The 17698-nt window shown below is 59.1% G+C and carries 19 protein-coding genes; 8 read left to right on the top strand and 11 right to left on the bottom strand.

The genetic code is table 11. The annotated features are described in order from the left end of the window. Nucleotides 1–144: 144 nt before the first annotated feature. Genes QCBJ_RS21645 through QCBJ_RS21635 form a run of 3 tightly spaced genes read left to right on the top strand, consistent with a single transcriptional unit; the run spans nt 145 to nt 2001 of the window. Nucleotides 145–516 carry a septal ring lytic transglycosylase RlpA family protein gene (locus tag QCBJ_RS21645; protein ID WP_012722220.1) on the top strand — a complete coding sequence of 124 codons (372 nt, stop codon included), beginning with the start codon at nt 145–147 and terminating at the stop codon, nt 514–516. 58 nt (nt 517–574) lie between these two features. After that, nucleotides 575–1621: a calcium/sodium antiporter gene (locus tag QCBJ_RS21640; protein ID WP_064054759.1), complete on the top strand. Its 1047-nt coding sequence runs from the start codon at nt 575–577 to the stop codon at nt 1619–1621. Beyond that, nucleotides 1618–2001, top strand: coding sequence for a carboxymuconolactone decarboxylase family protein (locus tag QCBJ_RS21635; RefSeq protein ID WP_012722218.1), 384 nt, complete (start codon nt 1618–1620; stop codon nt 1999–2001). Before QCBJ_RS21640 ends, QCBJ_RS21635 begins: the two co-directional genes overlap by 4 nt. A 107-nt stretch (nt 2002–2108) precedes the next feature. Here the strand turns inward: QCBJ_RS21635 and QCBJ_RS21630 are convergent, their stop codons facing one another. Beyond that, nucleotides 2109–3050 carry an AEC family transporter gene (locus QCBJ_RS21630; RefSeq protein WP_012722217.1) on the bottom strand — a complete coding sequence of 314 codons (942 nt, stop codon included), beginning with the start codon at nt 3048–3050 and terminating at the stop codon, nt 2109–2111. A 308-nt stretch (nt 3051–3358) separates the two neighbouring features. Between QCBJ_RS21630 and QCBJ_RS21625 the strand changes: the two genes are divergently transcribed. From QCBJ_RS21625 to QCBJ_RS21615, 3 genes are read left to right on the top strand one after another with little or no spacing between them, the layout of a single operon-like run. Next, the gene (locus QCBJ_RS21625; RefSeq protein WP_012722216.1) at nt 3359–3958 is read left to right on the top strand and encodes a GNAT family N-acetyltransferase; all 600 of its coding nucleotides are present in this window, start codon (nt 3359–3361) and stop codon (nt 3956–3958) included. A gap of 25 nt (nt 3959–3983) precedes the next feature. Then, nucleotides 3984–4847, top strand: a complete 864-nt coding sequence (locus QCBJ_RS21620) for a 1-acyl-sn-glycerol-3-phosphate acyltransferase (RefSeq protein WP_012722215.1) — start codon at nt 3984–3986, stop codon at nt 4845–4847. Next, nucleotides 4844–5548: an HAD-IB family phosphatase gene (locus QCBJ_RS21615; protein ID WP_012722214.1), complete on the top strand. Its 705-nt coding sequence runs from the start codon at nt 4844–4846 to the stop codon at nt 5546–5548. Before QCBJ_RS21620 ends, QCBJ_RS21615 begins: the two co-directional genes overlap by 4 nt. A 15-nt stretch (nt 5549–5563) precedes the next feature. Here QCBJ_RS21615 and garD read toward each other — a convergent pair whose 3' ends face one another. The 4 genes from garD to kdgD all read right to left on the bottom strand — a co-directional run bounded on the left by garD (nt 5564) and on the right by kdgD (nt 11047). Continuing rightward, entirely contained in the window at nt 5564–7117 is a 1554-nt protein-coding gene (garD, locus tag QCBJ_RS21610) for a galactarate dehydratase (RefSeq protein WP_102061583.1), read from the bottom strand. A gap of 11 nt (nt 7118–7128) precedes the next feature. Then, nucleotides 7129–8493 carry an MFS transporter gene (locus tag QCBJ_RS21605; RefSeq protein ID WP_012722212.1) on the bottom strand — a complete coding sequence of 455 codons (1365 nt, stop codon included), beginning with the start codon at nt 8491–8493 and terminating at the stop codon, nt 7129–7131. Between the two features lie 142 nt (nt 8494–8635). Then, on the bottom strand, nt 8636–10081 hold the full coding sequence (locus QCBJ_RS21600; protein WP_102061582.1) for an aldehyde dehydrogenase family protein: 1446 nt from the start codon (nt 10079–10081) through the stop codon (nt 8636–8638). 54 nt (nt 10082–10135) lie between these two features. Continuing rightward, complete coding sequence (gene kdgD, locus QCBJ_RS21595) at nt 10136–11047, bottom strand: 5-dehydro-4-deoxyglucarate dehydratase (RefSeq protein ID WP_012722210.1); 912 nt, start codon at nt 11045–11047, stop codon at nt 10136–10138. A gap of 244 nt (nt 11048–11291) precedes the next feature. Here kdgD and QCBJ_RS21590 point away from each other — a divergent pair, with 244 nt between their 5' ends. Continuing rightward, entirely contained in the window at nt 11292–12449 is a 1158-nt protein-coding gene (locus QCBJ_RS21590) for a phospholipase (RefSeq protein ID WP_093542196.1), read from the top strand. A gap of 186 nt (nt 12450–12635) precedes the next feature. Further along, nucleotides 12636–12830, top strand: a complete 195-nt coding sequence (locus QCBJ_RS21585; RefSeq protein ID WP_102061581.1) for a hypothetical protein — start codon at nt 12636–12638, stop codon at nt 12828–12830. A 24-nt stretch (nt 12831–12854) separates the two neighbouring features. On the opposite strand, the gene QCBJ_RS21580 is transcribed toward QCBJ_RS21585, so the two are convergent. The 6 genes from QCBJ_RS21580 to petA form a co-directional block, all read right to left on the bottom strand. Beyond that, nucleotides 12855–13604: a FadR/GntR family transcriptional regulator gene (locus tag QCBJ_RS21580; protein WP_012722208.1), complete on the bottom strand. Its 750-nt coding sequence runs from the start codon at nt 13602–13604 to the stop codon at nt 12855–12857. Nucleotides 13605–13761: 157 nt separating this feature from the next. Further along, on the bottom strand, nt 13762–14181 hold the full coding sequence (locus tag QCBJ_RS21575) for a ClpXP protease specificity-enhancing factor (RefSeq protein ID WP_012722207.1): 420 nt from the start codon (nt 14179–14181) through the stop codon (nt 13762–13764). Nucleotides 14182–14198: 17 nt separating this feature from the next. Continuing rightward, nucleotides 14199–14816: a glutathione S-transferase N-terminal domain-containing protein gene (locus QCBJ_RS21570; protein WP_012722206.1), complete on the bottom strand. Its 618-nt coding sequence runs from the start codon at nt 14814–14816 to the stop codon at nt 14199–14201. A gap of 149 nt (nt 14817–14965) precedes the next feature. Further along, on the bottom strand, nt 14966–15745 hold the full coding sequence (locus QCBJ_RS21565) for a cytochrome c1 (protein WP_012722205.1): 780 nt from the start codon (nt 15743–15745) through the stop codon (nt 14966–14968). Further along, entirely contained in the window at nt 15745–16956 is a 1212-nt protein-coding gene (locus QCBJ_RS21560; protein WP_003171746.1) for a cytochrome bc complex cytochrome b subunit, read from the bottom strand. The genes QCBJ_RS21565 and QCBJ_RS21560 overlap by 1 nt, the downstream gene beginning before the upstream one ends. Beyond that, nucleotides 16956–17549, bottom strand: coding sequence for a ubiquinol-cytochrome c reductase iron-sulfur subunit (gene petA / locus QCBJ_RS21555; RefSeq protein WP_012722203.1), 594 nt, complete (start codon nt 17547–17549; stop codon nt 16956–16958). Before petA ends, QCBJ_RS21560 begins: the two co-directional genes overlap by 1 nt. Nucleotides 17550–17698: the final 149 nt, after the last annotated feature.

Genomic DNA, 17698 nt, shown 5'->3' with positions numbered 1-17698 from the left:
ATGCTCGGCTCGGACCAAGGTGGGAGGGGGCTTGCCCCCCGATTGCAGAGTATCAGCTGACGAATGCTTGGCTGATACACCGCTATCGGGGGCAAGCCCCCTCCCACGTAAGCCCCTTCCACCTTTGATATGGGGATACCTTGAATGAAGCGCCTACTCGGCCTGATGATCCTGTCCTCCCTGCTGGCCGGCTGCGCCAGCGGCGTCATCAACCCCAACGGTTACGACGAAACCGGCACCGCCTCCTATTACGGCGCCAAACACCATGGCAACAAGACTGCCAGCGGTGAACCTTTCAACCAGAACGCCTTGACCGCCGCCCATCGGCGATTGCCCTTCGGCACCCAGGTCAAGGTCACCAACCTCGACAACGACAGATCCGTGGTTGTGCGCATCAACGATCGCGGCCCGCATACCCGTGGGCGCTTGATTGATCTTTCACGCAAGGCCGCCGAGCAGCTGGGTATGATCAGCAGCGGCACCGCACGCGTGCGCGTACAAGCCTTGAGCAACTGACGATGGAGGCCCGGCCATTTTCGGACTAACCGCCCTCTCCCCCTGGAGCCTTCTGGAATTGGTCAGCGGCCTCCTGCTGCTGATCGTCGGCGCCGAAATCCTGGTGCGGGCCGCCGTACGCCTGGCCGCGAGCCTCAAGGTGCGGCCGTTGATCATTGGCCTGACCATCGTCGCCTTCGGCAGCAGCGCGCCACAGATGACCGTGAGCCTGCAGGCCACCCTGGCCGGCAATACGGATATCGCCGTGGGCAGCGTGATCGGCAGCAGCATCTTCAACATCCTTGTAACCCTGGGCCTGTCGGCGCTGATCATTCCGCTGCGGGTCTCCCGGCAACTGGTACGCCTGGATATCCCGGTGATGATCCTGGCCGGCCTGCTGGTGTTTACCCTGGCAGCCAATGAAGAGCTCACACCCATCGACGGCCTGCTGTTGCTCGTGGCCCTGATCGCCTACCTCGGCGTGCTGCATTACCAGACGCGCCACTCCCGCCGCCCGCGCACGCTGGACACCGTGGCCAGGGCGCCATGGCTGAGCAGCGTGCTGTTGATGCTCGGCGGGCTGCTGATTCTGGTGCTGGCCGGGCATCTGTTGCTCGGCGCTGCCGTGGACGTGGCGAGCGACCTGGGCCTGTCGGAACGCATCATCGGCCTGACGCTGATCGGTGTCGGCACCTCGCTGCCGTGCCTGGCCACCTCGCTGATTGCCGCCCTGCGCGGCGAGCGGGAAATTGCCGTGGGCAACGTGATCGGCAGCAACCTGTTCAACCTGCTCGGCGTATTGGGGCTGACCGCCTTGCTCGCGCCCTCGCCGCTGTCGGTTTCGCCGAATGCCTTGGACTTTGACCTGCCGGTGATGCTCGGCGTGGTGGTGCTGTGCCTGCCGGTGTTCTACACCGGTTACCGCGTGACCCGTGCCGAAGGCCTTGTGCTGCTGGGCCTGTACCTGGCGTACGGGCTGCATGTAATGACGTTCACCACCGGCATGCCCCTGGCCAACAAGCTTGAACAACTGATGCTGTATTACGTCCTGCCAGTGCTGGTGGCGTTTCTGTTGTTCAGCACGCTGCGAGCCTGGCGCCGCCAACACAAGAGGGAATCGCAATGACCGATCAAAAAAAGCCTGGGGTTGAAATGCGTCGCCAGGTCATGGGGGATGTATTCGTCGACCGTGCCTTGGGCAATGCCACCGAGTTCACCCAGCCGCTGCAGGACTTCGTCAACGAGCACGCCTGGGGCAGTGTGTGGAACCGCGAGGGGTTGTCGCTGAAAACCCGCAGCCTAATCACCCTCGCCGCCCTGACCGCGCTGAAGTGCCCGCAGGAACTCAAGGGCCATGTGCGCGGCGCGCTGAACAATGGTTGCAGCGTGGAAGAGATCCGCGAAGCGCTGCTGCATTGCGCGGTGTACGCCGGAGTGCCGGCGGCGATTGATGCGTTTCGTGCGGCGCAGGAAGTGATCGAGGCGTATCAGGCAGATCAGCAGTGACGGTCAGATAGCGATCGAGGGCAAGCCCCTCTCACAATGAATGTGTTCACCCATCCACATGTGGGAGGGGGCTTGCCCCCGATTGGCCCTCACAGGCACCCGAGCGTTCAGATCCAACCACCCGCCTGCAACACAAAGATCCCGATATTCGTGGTCACTGCCGCCATCAGGGTGGTGATCACAATAATCGCCGCCGCCAGCTCATGATTGCCCTCGGCCGCCCTGGCCATGACAAAGCTCGCAGCGGCCGTCGGCGCGCCGAAATACAGGAACAGAATCCCCAACTCCGGCCCTCGGAACCCCAGCAGCCAGGCGCCCAGGGTGGCGACCACCGGGAGCCAGACCATTTTCATCAGGCTCGCGCTCAAGGCCATGTTGCCGCTCTTGCGCAATGCGGCCAACGACAAGGTGCCACCAATGCAGATCAGCGCCAGCGGCAACGTGGTGTCTGCCAGGTACCCCAAGGACTTTTCCAGCCAACCCGGCAAGCCGATCTGAAAATAGGCGAACGGGGCGGCCACAATCACGCTGATGATCAGCGGGTTGGCCACCACACTTTTGAAGATGCTCCACGGGTCGGACTTGATGACTGGGCTGTAGACCGCCAGCACGATAGTCGACAACGTGTTGTAGAACAGGATCACCAGCGCGGCGAGGATCGCGCCGAGAGAGATACCGTAGTCGCCGTACATACTGGCCGCGAGTGCCAGGCCGATCACGCCGTTATTGCCGCGAAACGCGCCCTGGGTATAGATGCCACGGTCTTCACGCTTGCAACGGAAAATCGCCCAGCCCCAGGCCAAGGCAAAGCTGAGCAGCGTGGCGACGGCAAAGTAGATCAGCAAACCCGGTTTGAGCGCCGAATGCAGGTCGGCATGCAGGATGCCGAGGAACAGCAACGCCGGCATGGTGACATTGAACACCAGGGACGAGGCGGTGTGGATAAAGTTGTCGTTGATCCAGTTGAGGCGCTTGAGCAACACACCGAGAAACAGCATGGCAAACACCGGCGCGGTGATGGTGAGCGTCGCAAGGAAAATGGCGAGCATGCTGTATCAGCCTTAAGTCCTGTTATCAGGGGTTGCGATTATAAAGCAGTCGCGCTGGTTGCTCGCACTTCATTTCGACACATCAATACAAACTAAAAAAACTTGAACTCGGAACTGTGCCTATTTCGTATGAAATAACCACGGGATCTCACCCATCACGTATTCCTCGCACACAACGCTACACAGACTCCTACGCATAAATGGGACTCCACACCTCTTCTTCATAATTGCCGCCCCTGAAAATCCCTCTGTAACGAAATCACAACTCAGCAGCAAACCACCATTATTTCGAGGCGCGAGAGGGGCTCATGCGTAAATCCTTCAACCATTTACACAACGTGTATATCAGAAGTTGGGATGATCAAGACGTTGAGGGTTATACCGAACTCCTCAGCGACCCCGAGGCAATGAAGTTCATTTCGGCCGGCAGCACGCGAGACAGGGCCGCTGCCATAAACGAAATATCAACGTTCAAAAAAGAAATTGCCGAGCAGAACTGGTCGCGCTGGGCTGTAAGCATTGGCCTGGACGGCCCCTTTATTGGTTATGCCGGATTCTCGAAAAAAGAGCATGGCATTAACTTTGGCAATCGTTTCCTCAAAAAATACTGGGGCACACCCTATCCCTTTATTGCCATCCACCTGGCACTTGAGTACGGGTTTTTGCACGTGGGTTTTGACCGCATTTACACACTGACCAACGTCAACCATCACCGTGCGCTGGAAATGAACAAAGCATTCTTGCACATGCCGGAGCTCACAGGAGAGGTGATGGAAACCGCCTTCGGCCCTCACACAAAGATCGACCTTACGTGTGAGCGCTTCAAAGAAATAAGCCCTGCCAACCTGGAGCGAATCAATCGGTTCTCACGCCGAATGAAAACTGCCGAGCAGAAAAAGCTGGCTTGAAAAAAACACTGCAGAGTAAGCCACCATGAACAACAAAGTGCCGCCACTCGACCCCCTTCACTCTATAGCAGGCCTGTGCACTCGGAAAACCTGGGCGTTCCCCAGCGTTCTACGGCAACTTTACCTGCCCTTCGGTTGTGTGCTGGCGTGTGTGCGCCTGGTCTCGATGATCGCAGTGAGCCTGATCGCCTGGCCGCTTCCCGTAGGCGCCAAGCGAATCCTGTATCGAGGCCTTCTCTGGATACTGGGCATTCGCATCAAGTGCGCCCTGTCACCGCGACAAATCTCAACGCTCACCAGCGGTTGTGTGGTGGCCGCCAACCACGTCAGCGTGATTGATCCGTTTGCAATCCTGGCGATGCCTGGAGCAACGCTGGTGGCGTCCAGCGGCTACAACCGGGTTGTCGCCCTCATGGCTTTGCTGCTGATCAAATGCTCGGGTGGGCACTTCTGGAACGGTGCCGATAAGAAGACCTTCTCCCGCAATCTGCAAAAGATGCGAACCAACCCCCAAGGGACCGCTCTCTACACGACCCCCGAAGCGACCATTAACAATGGCCACGGCTTGTATCGCTTTCGGGCTGGGCTGTTGAGCCGCCAGTTACCCGTCGTACCGCTGGCCGGGCGCCTGATTCTCCCGTTCGGCCTGGTCGCAAGCCCACTTCATGCATCCGCCCTGGCGAGTTTCCTACGCTTGCTGATGATGCCCTGGATGGTCTGCGAAATGACCTATCTGGAACGCCTGGAACGCGAGGAGCATCAGAGCGGGCAAGCGTTTGCCGACCAGATACAAGCACGCATCGCCCAGCACTTGGGAATTGCCGCGACCCACTGGACCCGAGAGGATAAGCACCGCTATCGCCAGATAGATGCGCAGGCACGCCGATGAAAGCGCCCCCTGCAACGCATGTCATTTTCGACTTCGACCAGACCTTGGTGAACCACGAAAGCACGCTTGAGATCGTCAAATCGGCAATTGCCGACAGCCCGAACGCTCAGGTAACGCTGGAACAACTCAAACTGATTGTGCCCAAAGCCTTGTCAGGCCAAGCCAATATCCGGGAATTGCTGTACTTGATGAAGACCCTGGCGTGCGTGCGCAAGCATCACGTTCATCGTTATACCCAAGCGATCATTGGCAACCTCGACCCAGCGCTTGTGCAAACGCTGCACAACCTGCAGCAAGAAGGTACACAGGTGCATATCCTTTCAGGCGGATACACAGAGTGGATTGCCCCCATTGCTCACTCACTGAATATCAACGCACAGGACGTTAAAGCCAACCGTCTTTTCTGGGCCGGATCACGCGCCGTGTGCCCGCGACCGTCGCCACTGATAAACCCCAGCAGGGGCAAGAGCAAGATTGTTCGGCAATGGCGCAAGAACGGCCGGCTCCAGGGAAGCGTCCTGATGGTCGGAGACGCTGGCTCCGACCATCAGGTGTATGCCGATGGCTGGGTTGACGGCTTTGTCTGCGCCGACTACTACACGACGCAGCCTATGCCCGAGATGTCCGGGCATATCCTCCGGGCTGACAGCCCGAAACAGGTTTACCCCCATCTCCAGGCCTTGATGAGGGCACTGCCTTGATTCCAGCAAGAAGACCTAGGTGATCGGCGCCGGGTTGAACAACGTAATGTCGTTATGCAACTTGTGATGCTCCGCCCACGTTTGCTTCTTGCCGCTGGCCACATCCAGGTAGAAGTGGAACAACTCCCAGCCCAACTCTTCGATGGTCGCGCGCCCGGTGGCAATGCGCCCGGCGTCGATATCGATGAGGTCCGGCCAGCGCTGCGCCAACTCCGTACGGGTCGAGACCTTCACTACCGGCGCCATGGCCAACCCATAAGGCGTGCCACGCCCAGTGGTGAACACGTGCAGGTTCATCCCCGCTGCCAGTTGCAAGGTGCCGCACACAAAGTCGCTGGCCGGCGTGGCGCAAAAGATCAGGCCCTTGCCCTTGAACCGCTCGCCCGGACCTAGCACGCCGTTGATCGCGCTGCTGCCGGATTTGACGATGGAGCCCAGGGACTTCTCGACAATATTCGACAACCCGCCTTTCTTGTTGCCTGGCGTGGTGTTGGCGCTGCGATCCGCCTCGCCCTTGGCCAGGTAACGGTCGTACCAGTCCATTTCCCGTACCAGCTCCTCGGCAACTTCCTTCGTCTCTGCACGCGAAGTCAGCAGGTAAATGGCATCGCGGACTTCAGTCACTTCGGAGAACATCACCGTCGCCCCGGCCCGTAGCAGCAAATCCGAGGCATAACCCAGCGCCGGGTTGGCGGTGATGCCGGAAAACGCATCACTGCCGCCGCACTGCATGCCCAGGATCAGCTCCGACGCCGGCACGGTTTCCCGGCGGCGCTGGTCGAGCTTCTTCAAGCGCACGTCGGCCAGCGCCATGATCTGCTCGATCATTTCGGTAAACCCGTGGCTGGAATCCTGCAACCGGTACAACCACGGCTCGCTCAGGTCGACGGAGCTGTCGTTGTCGTGCATCACCTGCCCGGCCTGCAATTTCTCGCAGCCCAGGCTGATCACCAAGGCTTCGCCGCCCAGGTTCGGGTTGCGCGCCAGGTTACGCACGGTACGGATCGGGATGTAGGCATCCGTCGCCGTAATCGCCACCCCACAGCCGTAGCTGTGGGTCAGCGCCACCACGTCATCGACGTGGGGGTATTTGGGCAGCAATTCGTCCTTGATGCGCTTGACCGCGTGGTCCAGCACACCGGTAACGCATTGCACCGTGGTGGTGATGCCGAGGATATTGCGCGTGCCCACGGTGCCGTCGGCATTGCGGTAACCCTCGAACGTAAACCCTTCCAGCGGCGCCTGGGTTTCAGGCACCTCGGTGGACAGCGGCAAGCTGTCCAGCGGTGGCGCGGTCGGCATGCGCAGTTGATCTTCCTGGACCCAACTGCCGCGCGGAATCGGCGCCAAGGCGTAACCAATGGTCTGGCCGTAGCGAATAATCTGACCGCCTTCGGGGATATCTTCCAGGGTCACCTTGTGGCTCTGGGGGATGAAATCCACGGTCACCAGGCCGTCCGGGAACTCCGTCCCGGCCGGTACGCCTTGGTCATTGACCACGATCACCACGTTGTCGCGCTCGTGCAAACGAATCGAGCGCGGCGAGTCGGCATGTTCAATCAACTGCATCACACGGCCCCTCAGGAATGCGCTTCGGTTAGGTTGTTCAACTCAGGGCCCTTGGCTGGCGGCTCTTTGAGTACTACACGCTTGATCGGGCCAACGATGACCAGGTAGCTGAACACTGCCACCAGCGCGTTGGCGCCGACGAACACCAGGGCCCATTTGAACGAACCGGTGGTGCTGATGATGTAGCCGATGACAATCGGCGTAGTGATCGAGGCCAGGTTACCGAAGGTGTTAAACAAGCCGCCACTGAGACCGGCGATTTGTTTCGGCGACGTGTCAGACACCACCGCCCAGCCCAGTGCGCCAACGCCTTTGCCGAAGAAAGCCAAGGCCATGAAGCCCACGACCATCCATTCAACATCGACATAGTTACACGCAATGATGCTGCTGGAGACCAGCAAGCCGGCGATGATCGGCGCCTTGCGGGCGAACGTCAGCGAATGGCCCTTGCGCAGCAGGTAGTCGGAAATCACCCCACCCAGCACGCCGCCGATGAAGCCGCAGATCGCCGGCAGCGAGGCGATGAAACCGGCCTTGAGGATGGTCATGCCACGGTCCTGCACCAGGTACACCGGGAACCAGGTCAGGAAGAAGTAGGTGATGCCATTGATGCAATACTGGCCCAGGTACACGCCGAGCATCATGCGGTTGGTCAGTAACTGGCGGATGTAATCCCACTTCGGACCGTCGGTTTTCTTACCCTTGCCCTTATCCTGGTCCATATCAACCATCGCGCCATTGGCGGCGATGTGGTTGAGCTCGGCTTCGTTGATCATCGGGTGCTGGCGTGGGCTATGGATCACTTTCAGCCAGATCAGCGAGAACACGATGCCGATCACGCCCATCACGATAAACACGTGCTGCCAGCCGAAGCGGTAGACGATCCATCCCATCAGCGGTGCAAACAGCACCGTGGCGAAGTACTGCGCCGAGTTGAAGATAGCCGATGCCGTACCGCGCTCGGCCGTCGGGAACCAGGCGGCCACAATGCGTGCGTTACCTGGGAAGGATGGCGCTTCAGCCAGGCCCACCATGAAACGCAGCATAAACAGCGCGACAACCGCAGTGGAGACACCGAACTCACCGACATAGCCTTGCAGCACGGTGAACAGCGACCAGGTGAAAATGCTCAGGGCATAGACTTTTTTCGAACCGAAGCGGTCGAGCAGCCAGCCGCCGGGGATTTGCCCGGCCACGTAGGCCCAACCGAATGCGGAGAAGATATAACCGAGGGTGACCGCGTCGATGCCGAGGTCTTTTTGCAGGCTGGAGCCCGCGATGGCGATGGTGGCCCGGTCGGCGTAGTTGATCGTGGTCACCAGGAACAGCATGAGCAGGATCAAATAGCGGACGTGGGTCGGCTTGGTCGCTTGCATCTAGAAGTACTCCCACTAATTATTTTTTTTGCGGGTAATTGTTGTGTGTATGGCTACTGCGGACCGCTTTATGTGGGAGCTGGCTCGCTTGCGATGCAGACAAGCCAGCTCCCACACAAGCGGGTTCCACAGGTGTTGCGAATTACGAACCGATGTAGCTGGTTTTCACCACGGTGTAGAACTCTTGCGCATAGCGACCTTGCTCACGCGAACCATAGGATGAACCCTTACGGCCACCGAACGGAACGTGATAGTCCACACCGGCGGTTGGCAGGTTGACCATCACCATCCCGGCCTGGGAGTGGCGCTTGAAGTGGTTGGCGTACTTCAGCGACGTCGTGGCAATGCCCGCCGACAAACCGAACTCGGTGTCATTGGCCATAGCCAGCGCCGCCTCGTAGTCCGCGACGCGCACTACGTTGGCCACTGGGCCGAAGATCTCTTCACGGCTGATGCGCATGGCGGCTTCGCTGTCGGCAAACAGCGTCGGCGCCAGGTAGTAACCTTCGGTATCGCAGGTCACCAGGCCGCCACCGCTGACCAGCCGCGCACCTTCGCTTTGGCCGATGTCGATGTACTTGAGGTCCTGGTCCAACTGGGCCTGGGAAACCACCGGACCGATGTCGGTGCCGCTTTTGAGGGCGTGACCGACCTTGATCGACTTCATGCGCTCAGCCATGGCCGCGACGAACTGGTCGTGGATACCGGCGGTGACGATCAGGCGACTGGACGCCGTGCAACGCTGGCCGGTGGAGTAGAACGCGCTCTGTACGGACAGCTCGACGGCCTGCTTGAGGTCGGCGTCGTCGAGAATGATCTGCGGGTTCTTGCCGCCCATTTCCAACTGCACTTTGGCCTGGCGCGACACGCAGCTGACGGCGATCTGGCGACCGACGCCCACCGAACCGGTGAAGCTGATGCCATCGACTTTCGGGCTGTTGACCAGCACATCACCGACCACACGGCCGCTGCCCATTACCAGGTTGAATACACCGGCAGGGAAACCGGCACGGGAAATGATCTCTGCCAGGGCCCAGGCGCAGCCCGGTACCAGCTCGGCGGGCTTGATCACCACGCAGTTGCCGTAGGCCAGGGCCGGGGCGATTTTCCACGCAGGGATGGCGATCGGGAAGTTCCACGGCGTGATCAAACCGACCACACCCAGGGCTTCGCGGGTGACTTCGACATTGACGCCCGAGCGAACCGATGGCACGTAGTCACCGGACAGGCGCAGGCACTCACCGGCGAAGAACTTGAAGATATTACCGGCGCGGGTCACTTCGCCAATGGCTTCGGGCAGGGTCTTGCCCTCTTCACGGGCCAGCAGGGTGCCGAGCTCTTCGCGGCGGGCGAGGATTTCGCTGCCGACTTTATCCAAGGCATCGTGGCGAGCCTGGATCCCGGAAGTGGACCAAGCCGGGAACGCGGCGCGGGCAGCATCGATGGCGGTGTTGACTTGAGCAACGTCAGCCTTGGCGTATTCGCCAATGACATCGGACAACTCCGACGGGTTGAGGTTGACGCAATAGTCAGCGCCGGCCACCCACTGGCCATTGATGTAGTTATCAAAACGTTGAGCTTGAGACACGAATCTTCTCCTGACGCAAAAGGCCGCTGATTGCTCAGCGGCCTTGTGGATAATTTATTGCGGACCTTGCTTGTCGATCAGCGCGGCCAGGGCTTCGTATTCTTCCGGCAGCAGATCGGTCAGCGGGGTGCGCACAGGGCCTGCGTCATAGCCGGCGATTTTCGCGCCGGCCTTGACGATGCTCACGGCGTAACCGGCCTTACGGTTACGGATGTCCAGGTACGGCAGGAAGAAGTCGTCGATGATCTTGCCGACGGTGGCGTGATCGTCGCGGGCAATGGCGTGGTAGAAGTCCATCGCGGTTTTCGGGATGAAGTTGAACACCGCCGAGGAGTACACCGGCACGCCCAGTGCCTTGTAGGCAGCGGCGTAAACCTCTGCAGTCGGCAAGCCACCGAGGTAGCTGAAACGGTCGCCCAGGCGACGGCGGATCGACACCATCAACTCGATGTCACCCAGGCCGTCTTTGTAGCCGATCAGGTTCGGGCAGCGCTCGGCCAGGCGTTCCAGCAGGGGCGCCGTCAAGCGGCAAACGTTGCGGTTATAGACCACGACGCCGATCTTGACCGACTTGCACACGGCTTCAACGTGGGCGGCAACACCGTCCTGGCTGGCTTCGGTGAGGTAGTGCGGCAGCAGCAGCAAACCTTTGGCACCCAGGCGCTCGGCCTCTTGGGCGTACTCGATGGCCTGGCGGGTTGCACCGCCGACACCGGCAAGAATCGGCACGCTGGTGGCGCAGGTATCAACGGCGGTTTTCACCACTTGGGAATATTCGCTGGCAGCGAGGGAGAAAAACTCACCGGTACCGCCGGCAGCGAACAGGGCGGTAGCGCCGTAAGGGGCCAGCCATTCCAGGCGCTTGATGTAGCCCGCCTGGTGGAAGTCACCCTGGGCATTGAAATCGGTCACCGGGAAAGACAGCAGACCGTGGGAGAGGATGGACTTCAGTTCTTGTGGATTCATTATTCGAACACCCTGGGCGAAGACTTTCTATTGAAAGGTTGTTGTTGGTTTTGGTGATGTCGTACGTCATCGTACAACTATAAATAATTTCGTCAACTGCAATTCATCGACCGTTCGCAGATGCAGGGGCGGAACACTTCAAAACCGCTGTTCTTGACGTGGGACTTTTTTCCTCTATGCTCGCTAAAGCTGTATATACATACAGCATTTAAGGAAGATTCATACGACATAGCAAGGAGCTAACATGTCAGGTCTTGAACTCGCAGCACCCGAAAAAAAACCGCCCACCCTGCGTTTTGAAGGGGGTGAACACACCGCCATCGGCGATGACACCCTGTTGCGCTTCGTCAAAGATGCCGCGCCGATTCCCGCGCGCCAGATCGAACTGCACCTGCCCAACGGACTGGCGCTGACGTATGGCCAAGTCATCGCCCTGGGCGGCGACTTCTATGGCATTCCTGGCCAGCCCATCAGCGATGGCACCTCCCCTGCCGAACGCGTGCAACGCTTTACCGCAGCCTTCAACTCCCTGGCCGTGCTGCCCGCCGCGCGCGAAGAAGCACACAAGATCCTTGCCGTGATGCAAAAGGAGATTTCTGCGGTCCAGCAGGCGGTCAAGGAGGGCAAGCAGGCCCATGAGGCTTACGACGCGCTGGGCGATACGTTGTCTGGAGAATGGAACCGTATCACCGGCGGAGGCAGCGCAGTGTCGGCGCTGATTCCACTGGGGCGCTATTTGAAGTTGGCGGCGGACAATGCCGACCACTTCGGCGAGTGGGCGCTGTCGGCCTATCTGGCGGGGCATACGGCGGCGTTGCAGCAAGCTGTCGTGGCTCACCAGACCGGCACCGATCAGGCGCTGGAACTGGCGTATGCCATGAACGGTTTTGCTGATCACTTTTTGACCGATCTGTTTTCGGCAGGCCATTTACGTGTGCCACGCAAACAACTCGCAGCGGTGGTGACACCCGGTGAACTGGGTTCGCTGATCAGCCGTTTCATGCATGACGAAGACAGCAAGTTCGGGCTCAAGGTGCGTAACGCCATGGGCGATCAGTGGCACGCCTATGGGGATAAACGCTACTTCGACGCGATTGATGCGGACAATCGGGTGCAGGTCAAACGTGCGGTGCAGGCTTCGGCGGATGAGGTCTTCGAGACATTTATCAGCGGTGTCGCGCCCTCCCCGGCCAATTTCAAGGCGCCGCTGTATGTTCCGGACCTGAATGCGGCGCAGAACCCGGCGAATAACTTCTCGCCGCTGTTCAAGATGGAGGGAGATAAGGTGCTGCGCCGCAAGGAGGTGAATGACCTGAACGACAAGCACTGGACGAATGATTGGTGGGGGTGGAGTACGTATTTGTTGCTCAAGGATTACAAGCCGAACACCCCGCAGACTTGAGCTAATCAGTGCCCATGTGTGTAAACGCACACATGGGCCCGTTCATCGCCACTGTCAACTCTGACAGTATCGAGAGCCAATAAAACTCCAGTAGCTTGCATTCGACCGCCGGGTTACCTCTGCACGACTCAGAGGCGCTGTCACCTTGGAGGCCATTTACTCATCTTGAAATCAATGAGGCATATCATGGCTACTAAAAAGTGCACCTTTAAATCCCGCTCCAACAAATCAAAAGGGCGAACTCAGAACATTGACGCTGTCGATCTGCCCAATATTGGTGACACCATCCAACTTGACGGTGATCCACCTCTGGAAGTCGTGGGCAAAAACTTCCATATCAACAATGGCGCTGTCGACCAAATCGATTTCGATTTGGCCTAACTAACCCAGCCCCAACCGACAGAATCAACCCCGCTGCGCCTCCGCCTCTTCATGGGCATGGCGCAGCCGCTCCCGACTATTCGTCAAATGCAACCGCATCGCCGCCCGCGCCGCATCCGAATCCTGACGCGCAATCGCCTCGTAAATCTCTTCATGCTCACGACTCAAGCGCCCCATGTAGTGCTGCTGGTCGTCATGGGCCAAGCGCGCCGAGTTCAGGCGGGTACGCGGAATGATGCTCGTGCCCAGGTGGGTCATGATGTCGGTGAAGTAGCGGTTGCCGGTGGACAGCGCAATTTCCAGGTGGAACGCAAAGTCGGATGCCACCGCATCGCCGGCGTGGGCCGCGCTTTCATTCAGGGCATCGAGCGCCGCACGCATGGCGGCCAATTGTTCATCGTTGCGGCGCAATGCGGCGAGGCCGGCGGACTCCACTTCCAGGCTGATCCGCAGCTCCAGAATCGCCAGCACATCGCGCAGGGTAACGACCGTGGCCGGATCGATGCGAAAGCCGCTCGGGCTTGGCGTGTCGAGCACAAAAGTGCCGATGCCATGACGGGTTTCTACCTGCCCCGCCGCCTGCAGACGTGAGATAGCCTCCCGCACCACCGTGCGGCTGACCCCATGGGCGTCCATGATCGCCGACTCGGTGGGCAGCTTATCGCCCCGCTTGAGTTGGCCGTCACGGATCTGCTCGGACAACACCGTGACCAATTCCTGGGCAAGGCTGCGGCGCTTGCGGGGAAGACGAGGGGCGGTGTTGGCGTTTTCCATGATGAATCATCTTTCTCGTTGAGCTTGAACACGCATCATAGCCTATGGTGGTTGTACGATCACCGTCCGGGCACGACTTTCATCCCTATCCTGCGCGCAAAAAAATGCCCCGACACAGGTCGAGGCATTTTTTCGGCCTACCCGAAGGTCAAGCCCATCATTTCACCACCTTCAGGCTCGGCCGGCCGCTAGGGCGCGGTGGCTCGGAATCCGGTGGTGGCAAATCATCACCCGCTTCGCTTTCGATCGCTTCATCTTCCTCGAAAGGCGACTCCAGATCGAACACCATGCCTTGACCATTCTCCCGGGCATAAATGCCGAGGATGGCGCCAATCGGCACGTACAGCGTATGCGGCACACCGCCGAAACGCCCTTCGAAGCTCACCGCTTCATTGTCCATGTGCAGGTGACGCACCGCACTGGGTGATACGTTCAGCACAATCTGCCCATCACTGGAAAAACCCTCCGGTACCTGAACCGCAGGAAATTCGGAATTGACCAGCATGTGCGGGGTGCAATCGTTGTCCACAATCCACTCATAGAGCGCGCGGACCAGGTAGGGTCGACTGGAGTTCATCAGCGGCTCCTTAAGCCTTAGCGCATATCGCGTTCGACGCCAGACAGACTCGCCTGGAAAGCCTCACGCGCAAACTGGCGCTCCATGTAATCAAGCAGCGGCTTGGCCGGCCGCGGCAGTTCAATACCGAGAATCGGCAAGCGCCAGAGTATCGGTAATAGGCAGCAATCCACCAAGCTTTGTTCCTCACTGAGGAAAAAAGGTTTATCCGCGAACAACGGCGAAACGCCGGTCAGGCTTTCGCGCAATTCCTTACGCGCCTGCACACGAACAGCTTCTTTTGTACGCGAATCCAGAATCGAATCCACCAACCCGCACCAGTCACGCTGGATCCGATGGATCAGCAGTCGGCTGTTGGCACGCGCCACCGGGTACACCGGCAGCAAAGGCGGATGCGGATAACGCTCATCCAGGTATTCCATCACCACGGTTGACTCCCACAACGCCAGGTCACGATCGACCAGGGTGGGCAAGCTGCCGTAAGGGTTCACTTCGATCAGTTTCGGCGGATGACGACCCACTTCCACACTGATGATCTCGGCGCTGACACCCTTCTCTGCGAGCACGATGCGTACTCGGTGGGAATAGTGGTCGGCGGGGTCGGAGTAACAGGCCAACCGGTTGGTCACGCCCATGGCGGTCCTCCTCGCTTGTTGAAATTATCGAAAGCTCAAAAACGAGCGCGCCCAGGGAGCATCCCTGTAACGCCTGGTAGAACCAGACCGCTACGTAGTCAGAGATGCCGCTGGGCGCGCAAGATTAACAGCAATTGCTTACGGTTGGATCAATGCACATCCTTCCAGTATTCGCGTTTGAGCAGATAGGCGAATACGAAGAAGAAGGCCAGGTACAGCAACACATACGTACCGATGCGCTGATGCTGCAGTTTGACCGGGTTGGCAGAGTAGGCCAGGAAGGTCACAAGGTTCTTGACCTTCTCGTCGAACTGCTCGTCCGTCAACGAACCTGGGGTTTCTATCTTCAGTTGATCGCACGCTTCATGAGTCAAAGGTGTGCCGGTCAACGGATCGTATTGCTTCTTGCCGTCTTCAACGACCTGGATCTGCTTGCATCCTACCACTTGCTTGCCTTGCAGGCCGACCAGAACGTTAGGCATGCCGACATTCGGGAACACACGGTTGTTCACGCCATAAGGGCGCGCCGGGTCCTCGTAGAAGGATTTCAGGTAGCCGTAGAGCCAGTCGGTGCCGCGTACACGTGCCACCAGAGTCAAGTCAGGCGGTGCTGCGCCGAACCAGGTCTTGGCGTCGGCAGGCTTCATGCCGATGTTCATGTGGTCGCCGATCTTGGCACCGGTGAACACCAGCTTCTCCAGCATCATTTCATGGGGGATACCGAGGTCATCGGCCACCCGCTCGTAACGCTGGAACTTGGCGCTGTGGCAGCCCATGCAATAGTTGGCGAACGTACGCGCGCCGTCTTGCATAGCCGCCTTGTCAGACACGTCGATATCGACTTTTTCCAGTTCCGGGCCGCCGTGCTCGGCAGCGAAGGACAGTAGCGGCAGGGCCGCAAGCATCAATGCAACGAATAACTTTTTCATCAGCCAGTCACCCTTTCCGGAACCGGTTTGGTCTTCTCGAGCCGGGTGTAGAACGGCATCAGAATGAAGTAGGCGAAGTACAGGAAGGTGCAGACCTGCGACAACAACGTACGCTCCGGGGTCGGCGCCAAGACGCCCAGCACGCCCAGGATCACGAACGCAATGCAGAACACCCACAGCCAGATCTTGCTCAGCCAGCCTTTGTAGCGCATGGACTTGACCGGGCTGCGGTCGAGCCAAGGCAACACGAACAGCACCGCAATGGCCGCGCCCATGGCGATCACGCCCATGAGCTTGTCGGGGATTGCGCGCAAGATCGCGTAGAACGGCGTGAAATACCAGACCGGGGCAATGTGCTCAGGCGTCTTGAAGGCGTTGGCTTGTTCGAAGTTCGGCTTCTCGAGGAAATAACCGCCCATCTCCGGGAAAAAGAACACGATCGAGCAGAACACGAACAGGAACACCACCACGCCGACAATGTCTTTCACGGTGTAGTAAGGGTGGAACGGAATGCCATCCAGCGGGATGCCGTTTTCGTCCTTGTGCTTCTTGATGTCGACGCCGTCGGGGTTGTTGGAACCCACTTCGTGCAGGGCAAGGATGTGCAGCACTACCAGGCCGAGGATCACGATTGGCAAGGCCACCACGTGCAGGGCGAAGAAGCGGTTCAGGGTGATGCCGGAGATCAGGTAGTCACCACGGATCCACTGGGTCAGGTCGTTGCCGATCACCGGGATCGCACCGAACAGCGAGATGATCACCTGGGCGCCCCAGTACGACATCTGGCCCCACGGCAGCAGGTAGCCCATGAAGGCTTCCGCCATCAGCGCCAGGTAGATCAGCATGCCGAACACCCACACCAGCTCGCGGGGCTTCTGGTACGAGCCGTAGAGCAGGCCACGGAACATGTGCAGGTAGACGACGATAAAGAACGCCGACGCGCCGGTGGAGTGCAGCAGGCGCAGGATCGAGCCGTACTCGACGTCACGCATGATGTACTCGACGGAGGCAAACGCCTCTTCCGCCGACGGTGTATAGCTCATCGTCAACCACACCCCGGTGACGATCTGGTTGACCAGCACCAGCAGTGCCAGGGAGCCGAAGAAGTAGAAGAAGTTGAAGTTCTTCGGCGCGTAATATTTGCTGAGATGGTCTTCCCACATTTTTGTGGCGGGGAAGCGCGCATCCACCCAATCCATGAACTTGCTCATCACGCGTTCTCCTTGTCGAGGCCAATGACAATGATGTCGTCAGATTCGTAGTTGTGCGGAGGAACCGGCAAGTTCAACGGAGCAGGCTGGGACTTGTAGACACGGCCGGCGAGGTCGTAGTGGGAGCCGTGGCAGGGGCAGAAGTAACCGCCGACCCAGTCCTTGCCCAGATCGACCGGGGCCACTTCCGGGCGAAAGGTAGGCGAGCAACCCAGGTGGGTACAAAGACCGACCAGCAGCAGGATCTCTGGCTTGATCGAACGCACTTCGTTCTTGGCGTAGGCGGGCTGGTCGGAATTCTCAGATTTGGGGTCAGACAGCTGGCCTTCGATCTTTTTCAGATTCCCCAGGATTTCCTCGGTACGACGAACAATGAAGACCGGCTGACCGCGCCATTCAGCAATCATCTGCTGCCCTGGCTCGATCTTGCTGATATTCACCTTCACCGGTGCACCTGCGGCTTTCGCCTTGGCACTGGGAAACCATGACCCCACGAACGGGACCGCAGCCCCCACCGCTCCTGCAGCACCCACCACGGATGTGGCTGCTACCAAGAAGCGACGCCGGCCTGCATTCACGCCGTCATTGCTCATTCAGTCCTCTCCCATCAGCTTTTTTGGCCTGTTAAATCAGGCGTCTACTAAGTGTTGAATCTTTACTTATAAAAATTTTGCCGAATGGTAATGAAAAGCCCCACGTATGACAAGGGAATTGCCCTGGGCTCAGCCTCCAGGCCTTGTAG

It is taken from the genome of Pseudomonas sp. QC2 (genome assembly GCF_002859085.1).
In the GTDB taxonomy this organism is placed as follows: Bacteria; Pseudomonadota; Gammaproteobacteria; order Pseudomonadales; family Pseudomonadaceae; genus Aquipseudomonas; species Aquipseudomonas petroselini.
The sequence above is the reverse complement of the archived record's forward strand: the minus strand, read 5'-3'. Positions and strand labels throughout refer to the sequence as shown.

What these genes read in the sequence shown, in the direction of transcription:
- QCBJ_RS21645 (WP_012722220.1), top strand. Translation starts at nt 145, where the DNA reads ATGAAGCGCCTACTCGGCCTGATGATCCTGTCCTCCCTGCTGGCCGGC.
- QCBJ_RS21635 (WP_012722218.1), top strand. Translation starts at nt 1,618, where the DNA reads ATGACCGATCAAAAAAAGCCTGGGGTTGAAATGCGTCGCCAGGTCATG.
- QCBJ_RS21630 (WP_012722217.1), bottom strand. Translation starts at nt 3,050, where the DNA reads ATGCTCGCCATTTTCCTTGCGACGCTCACCATCACCGCGCCGGTGTTT.
- QCBJ_RS21625 (WP_012722216.1), top strand. Translation starts at nt 3,359, where the DNA reads ATGCGTAAATCCTTCAACCATTTACACAACGTGTATATCAGAAGTTGG.
- QCBJ_RS21620 (WP_012722215.1), top strand. Translation starts at nt 3,984, where the DNA reads ATGAACAACAAAGTGCCGCCACTCGACCCCCTTCACTCTATAGCAGGC.
- QCBJ_RS21615 (WP_012722214.1), top strand. Translation starts at nt 4,844, where the DNA reads ATGAAAGCGCCCCCTGCAACGCATGTCATTTTCGACTTCGACCAGACC.
- garD (WP_102061583.1), bottom strand. Translation starts at nt 7,117, where the DNA reads ATGCAGTTGATTGAACATGCCGACTCGCCGCGCTCGATTCGTTTGCAC.
- QCBJ_RS21605 (WP_012722212.1), bottom strand. Translation starts at nt 8,493, where the DNA reads ATGCAAGCGACCAAGCCGACCCACGTCCGCTATTTGATCCTGCTCATG.
- kdgD (WP_012722210.1), bottom strand. Translation starts at nt 11,047, where the DNA reads ATGAATCCACAAGAACTGAAGTCCATCCTCTCCCACGGTCTGCTGTCT.
- QCBJ_RS21590 (WP_093542196.1), top strand. Translation starts at nt 11,292, where the DNA reads ATGTCAGGTCTTGAACTCGCAGCACCCGAAAAAAAACCGCCCACCCTG.
- QCBJ_RS21585 (WP_102061581.1), top strand. Translation starts at nt 12,636, where the DNA reads ATGGCTACTAAAAAGTGCACCTTTAAATCCCGCTCCAACAAATCAAAA.
- QCBJ_RS21580 (WP_012722208.1), bottom strand. Translation starts at nt 13,604, where the DNA reads ATGGAAAACGCCAACACCGCCCCTCGTCTTCCCCGCAAGCGCCGCAGC.
- QCBJ_RS21575 (WP_012722207.1), bottom strand. Translation starts at nt 14,181, where the DNA reads ATGAACTCCAGTCGACCCTACCTGGTCCGCGCGCTCTATGAGTGGATT.
- QCBJ_RS21570 (WP_012722206.1), bottom strand. Translation starts at nt 14,816, where the DNA reads ATGGGCGTGACCAACCGGTTGGCCTGTTACTCCGACCCCGCCGACCAC.
- QCBJ_RS21565 (WP_012722205.1), bottom strand. Translation starts at nt 15,745, where the DNA reads ATGAAAAAGTTATTCGTTGCATTGATGCTTGCGGCCCTGCCGCTACTG.
- QCBJ_RS21560 (WP_003171746.1), bottom strand. Translation starts at nt 16,956, where the DNA reads ATGAGCAAGTTCATGGATTGGGTGGATGCGCGCTTCCCCGCCACAAAA.
- petA (WP_012722203.1), bottom strand. Translation starts at nt 17,549, where the DNA reads ATGAGCAATGACGGCGTGAATGCAGGCCGGCGTCGCTTCTTGGTAGCA.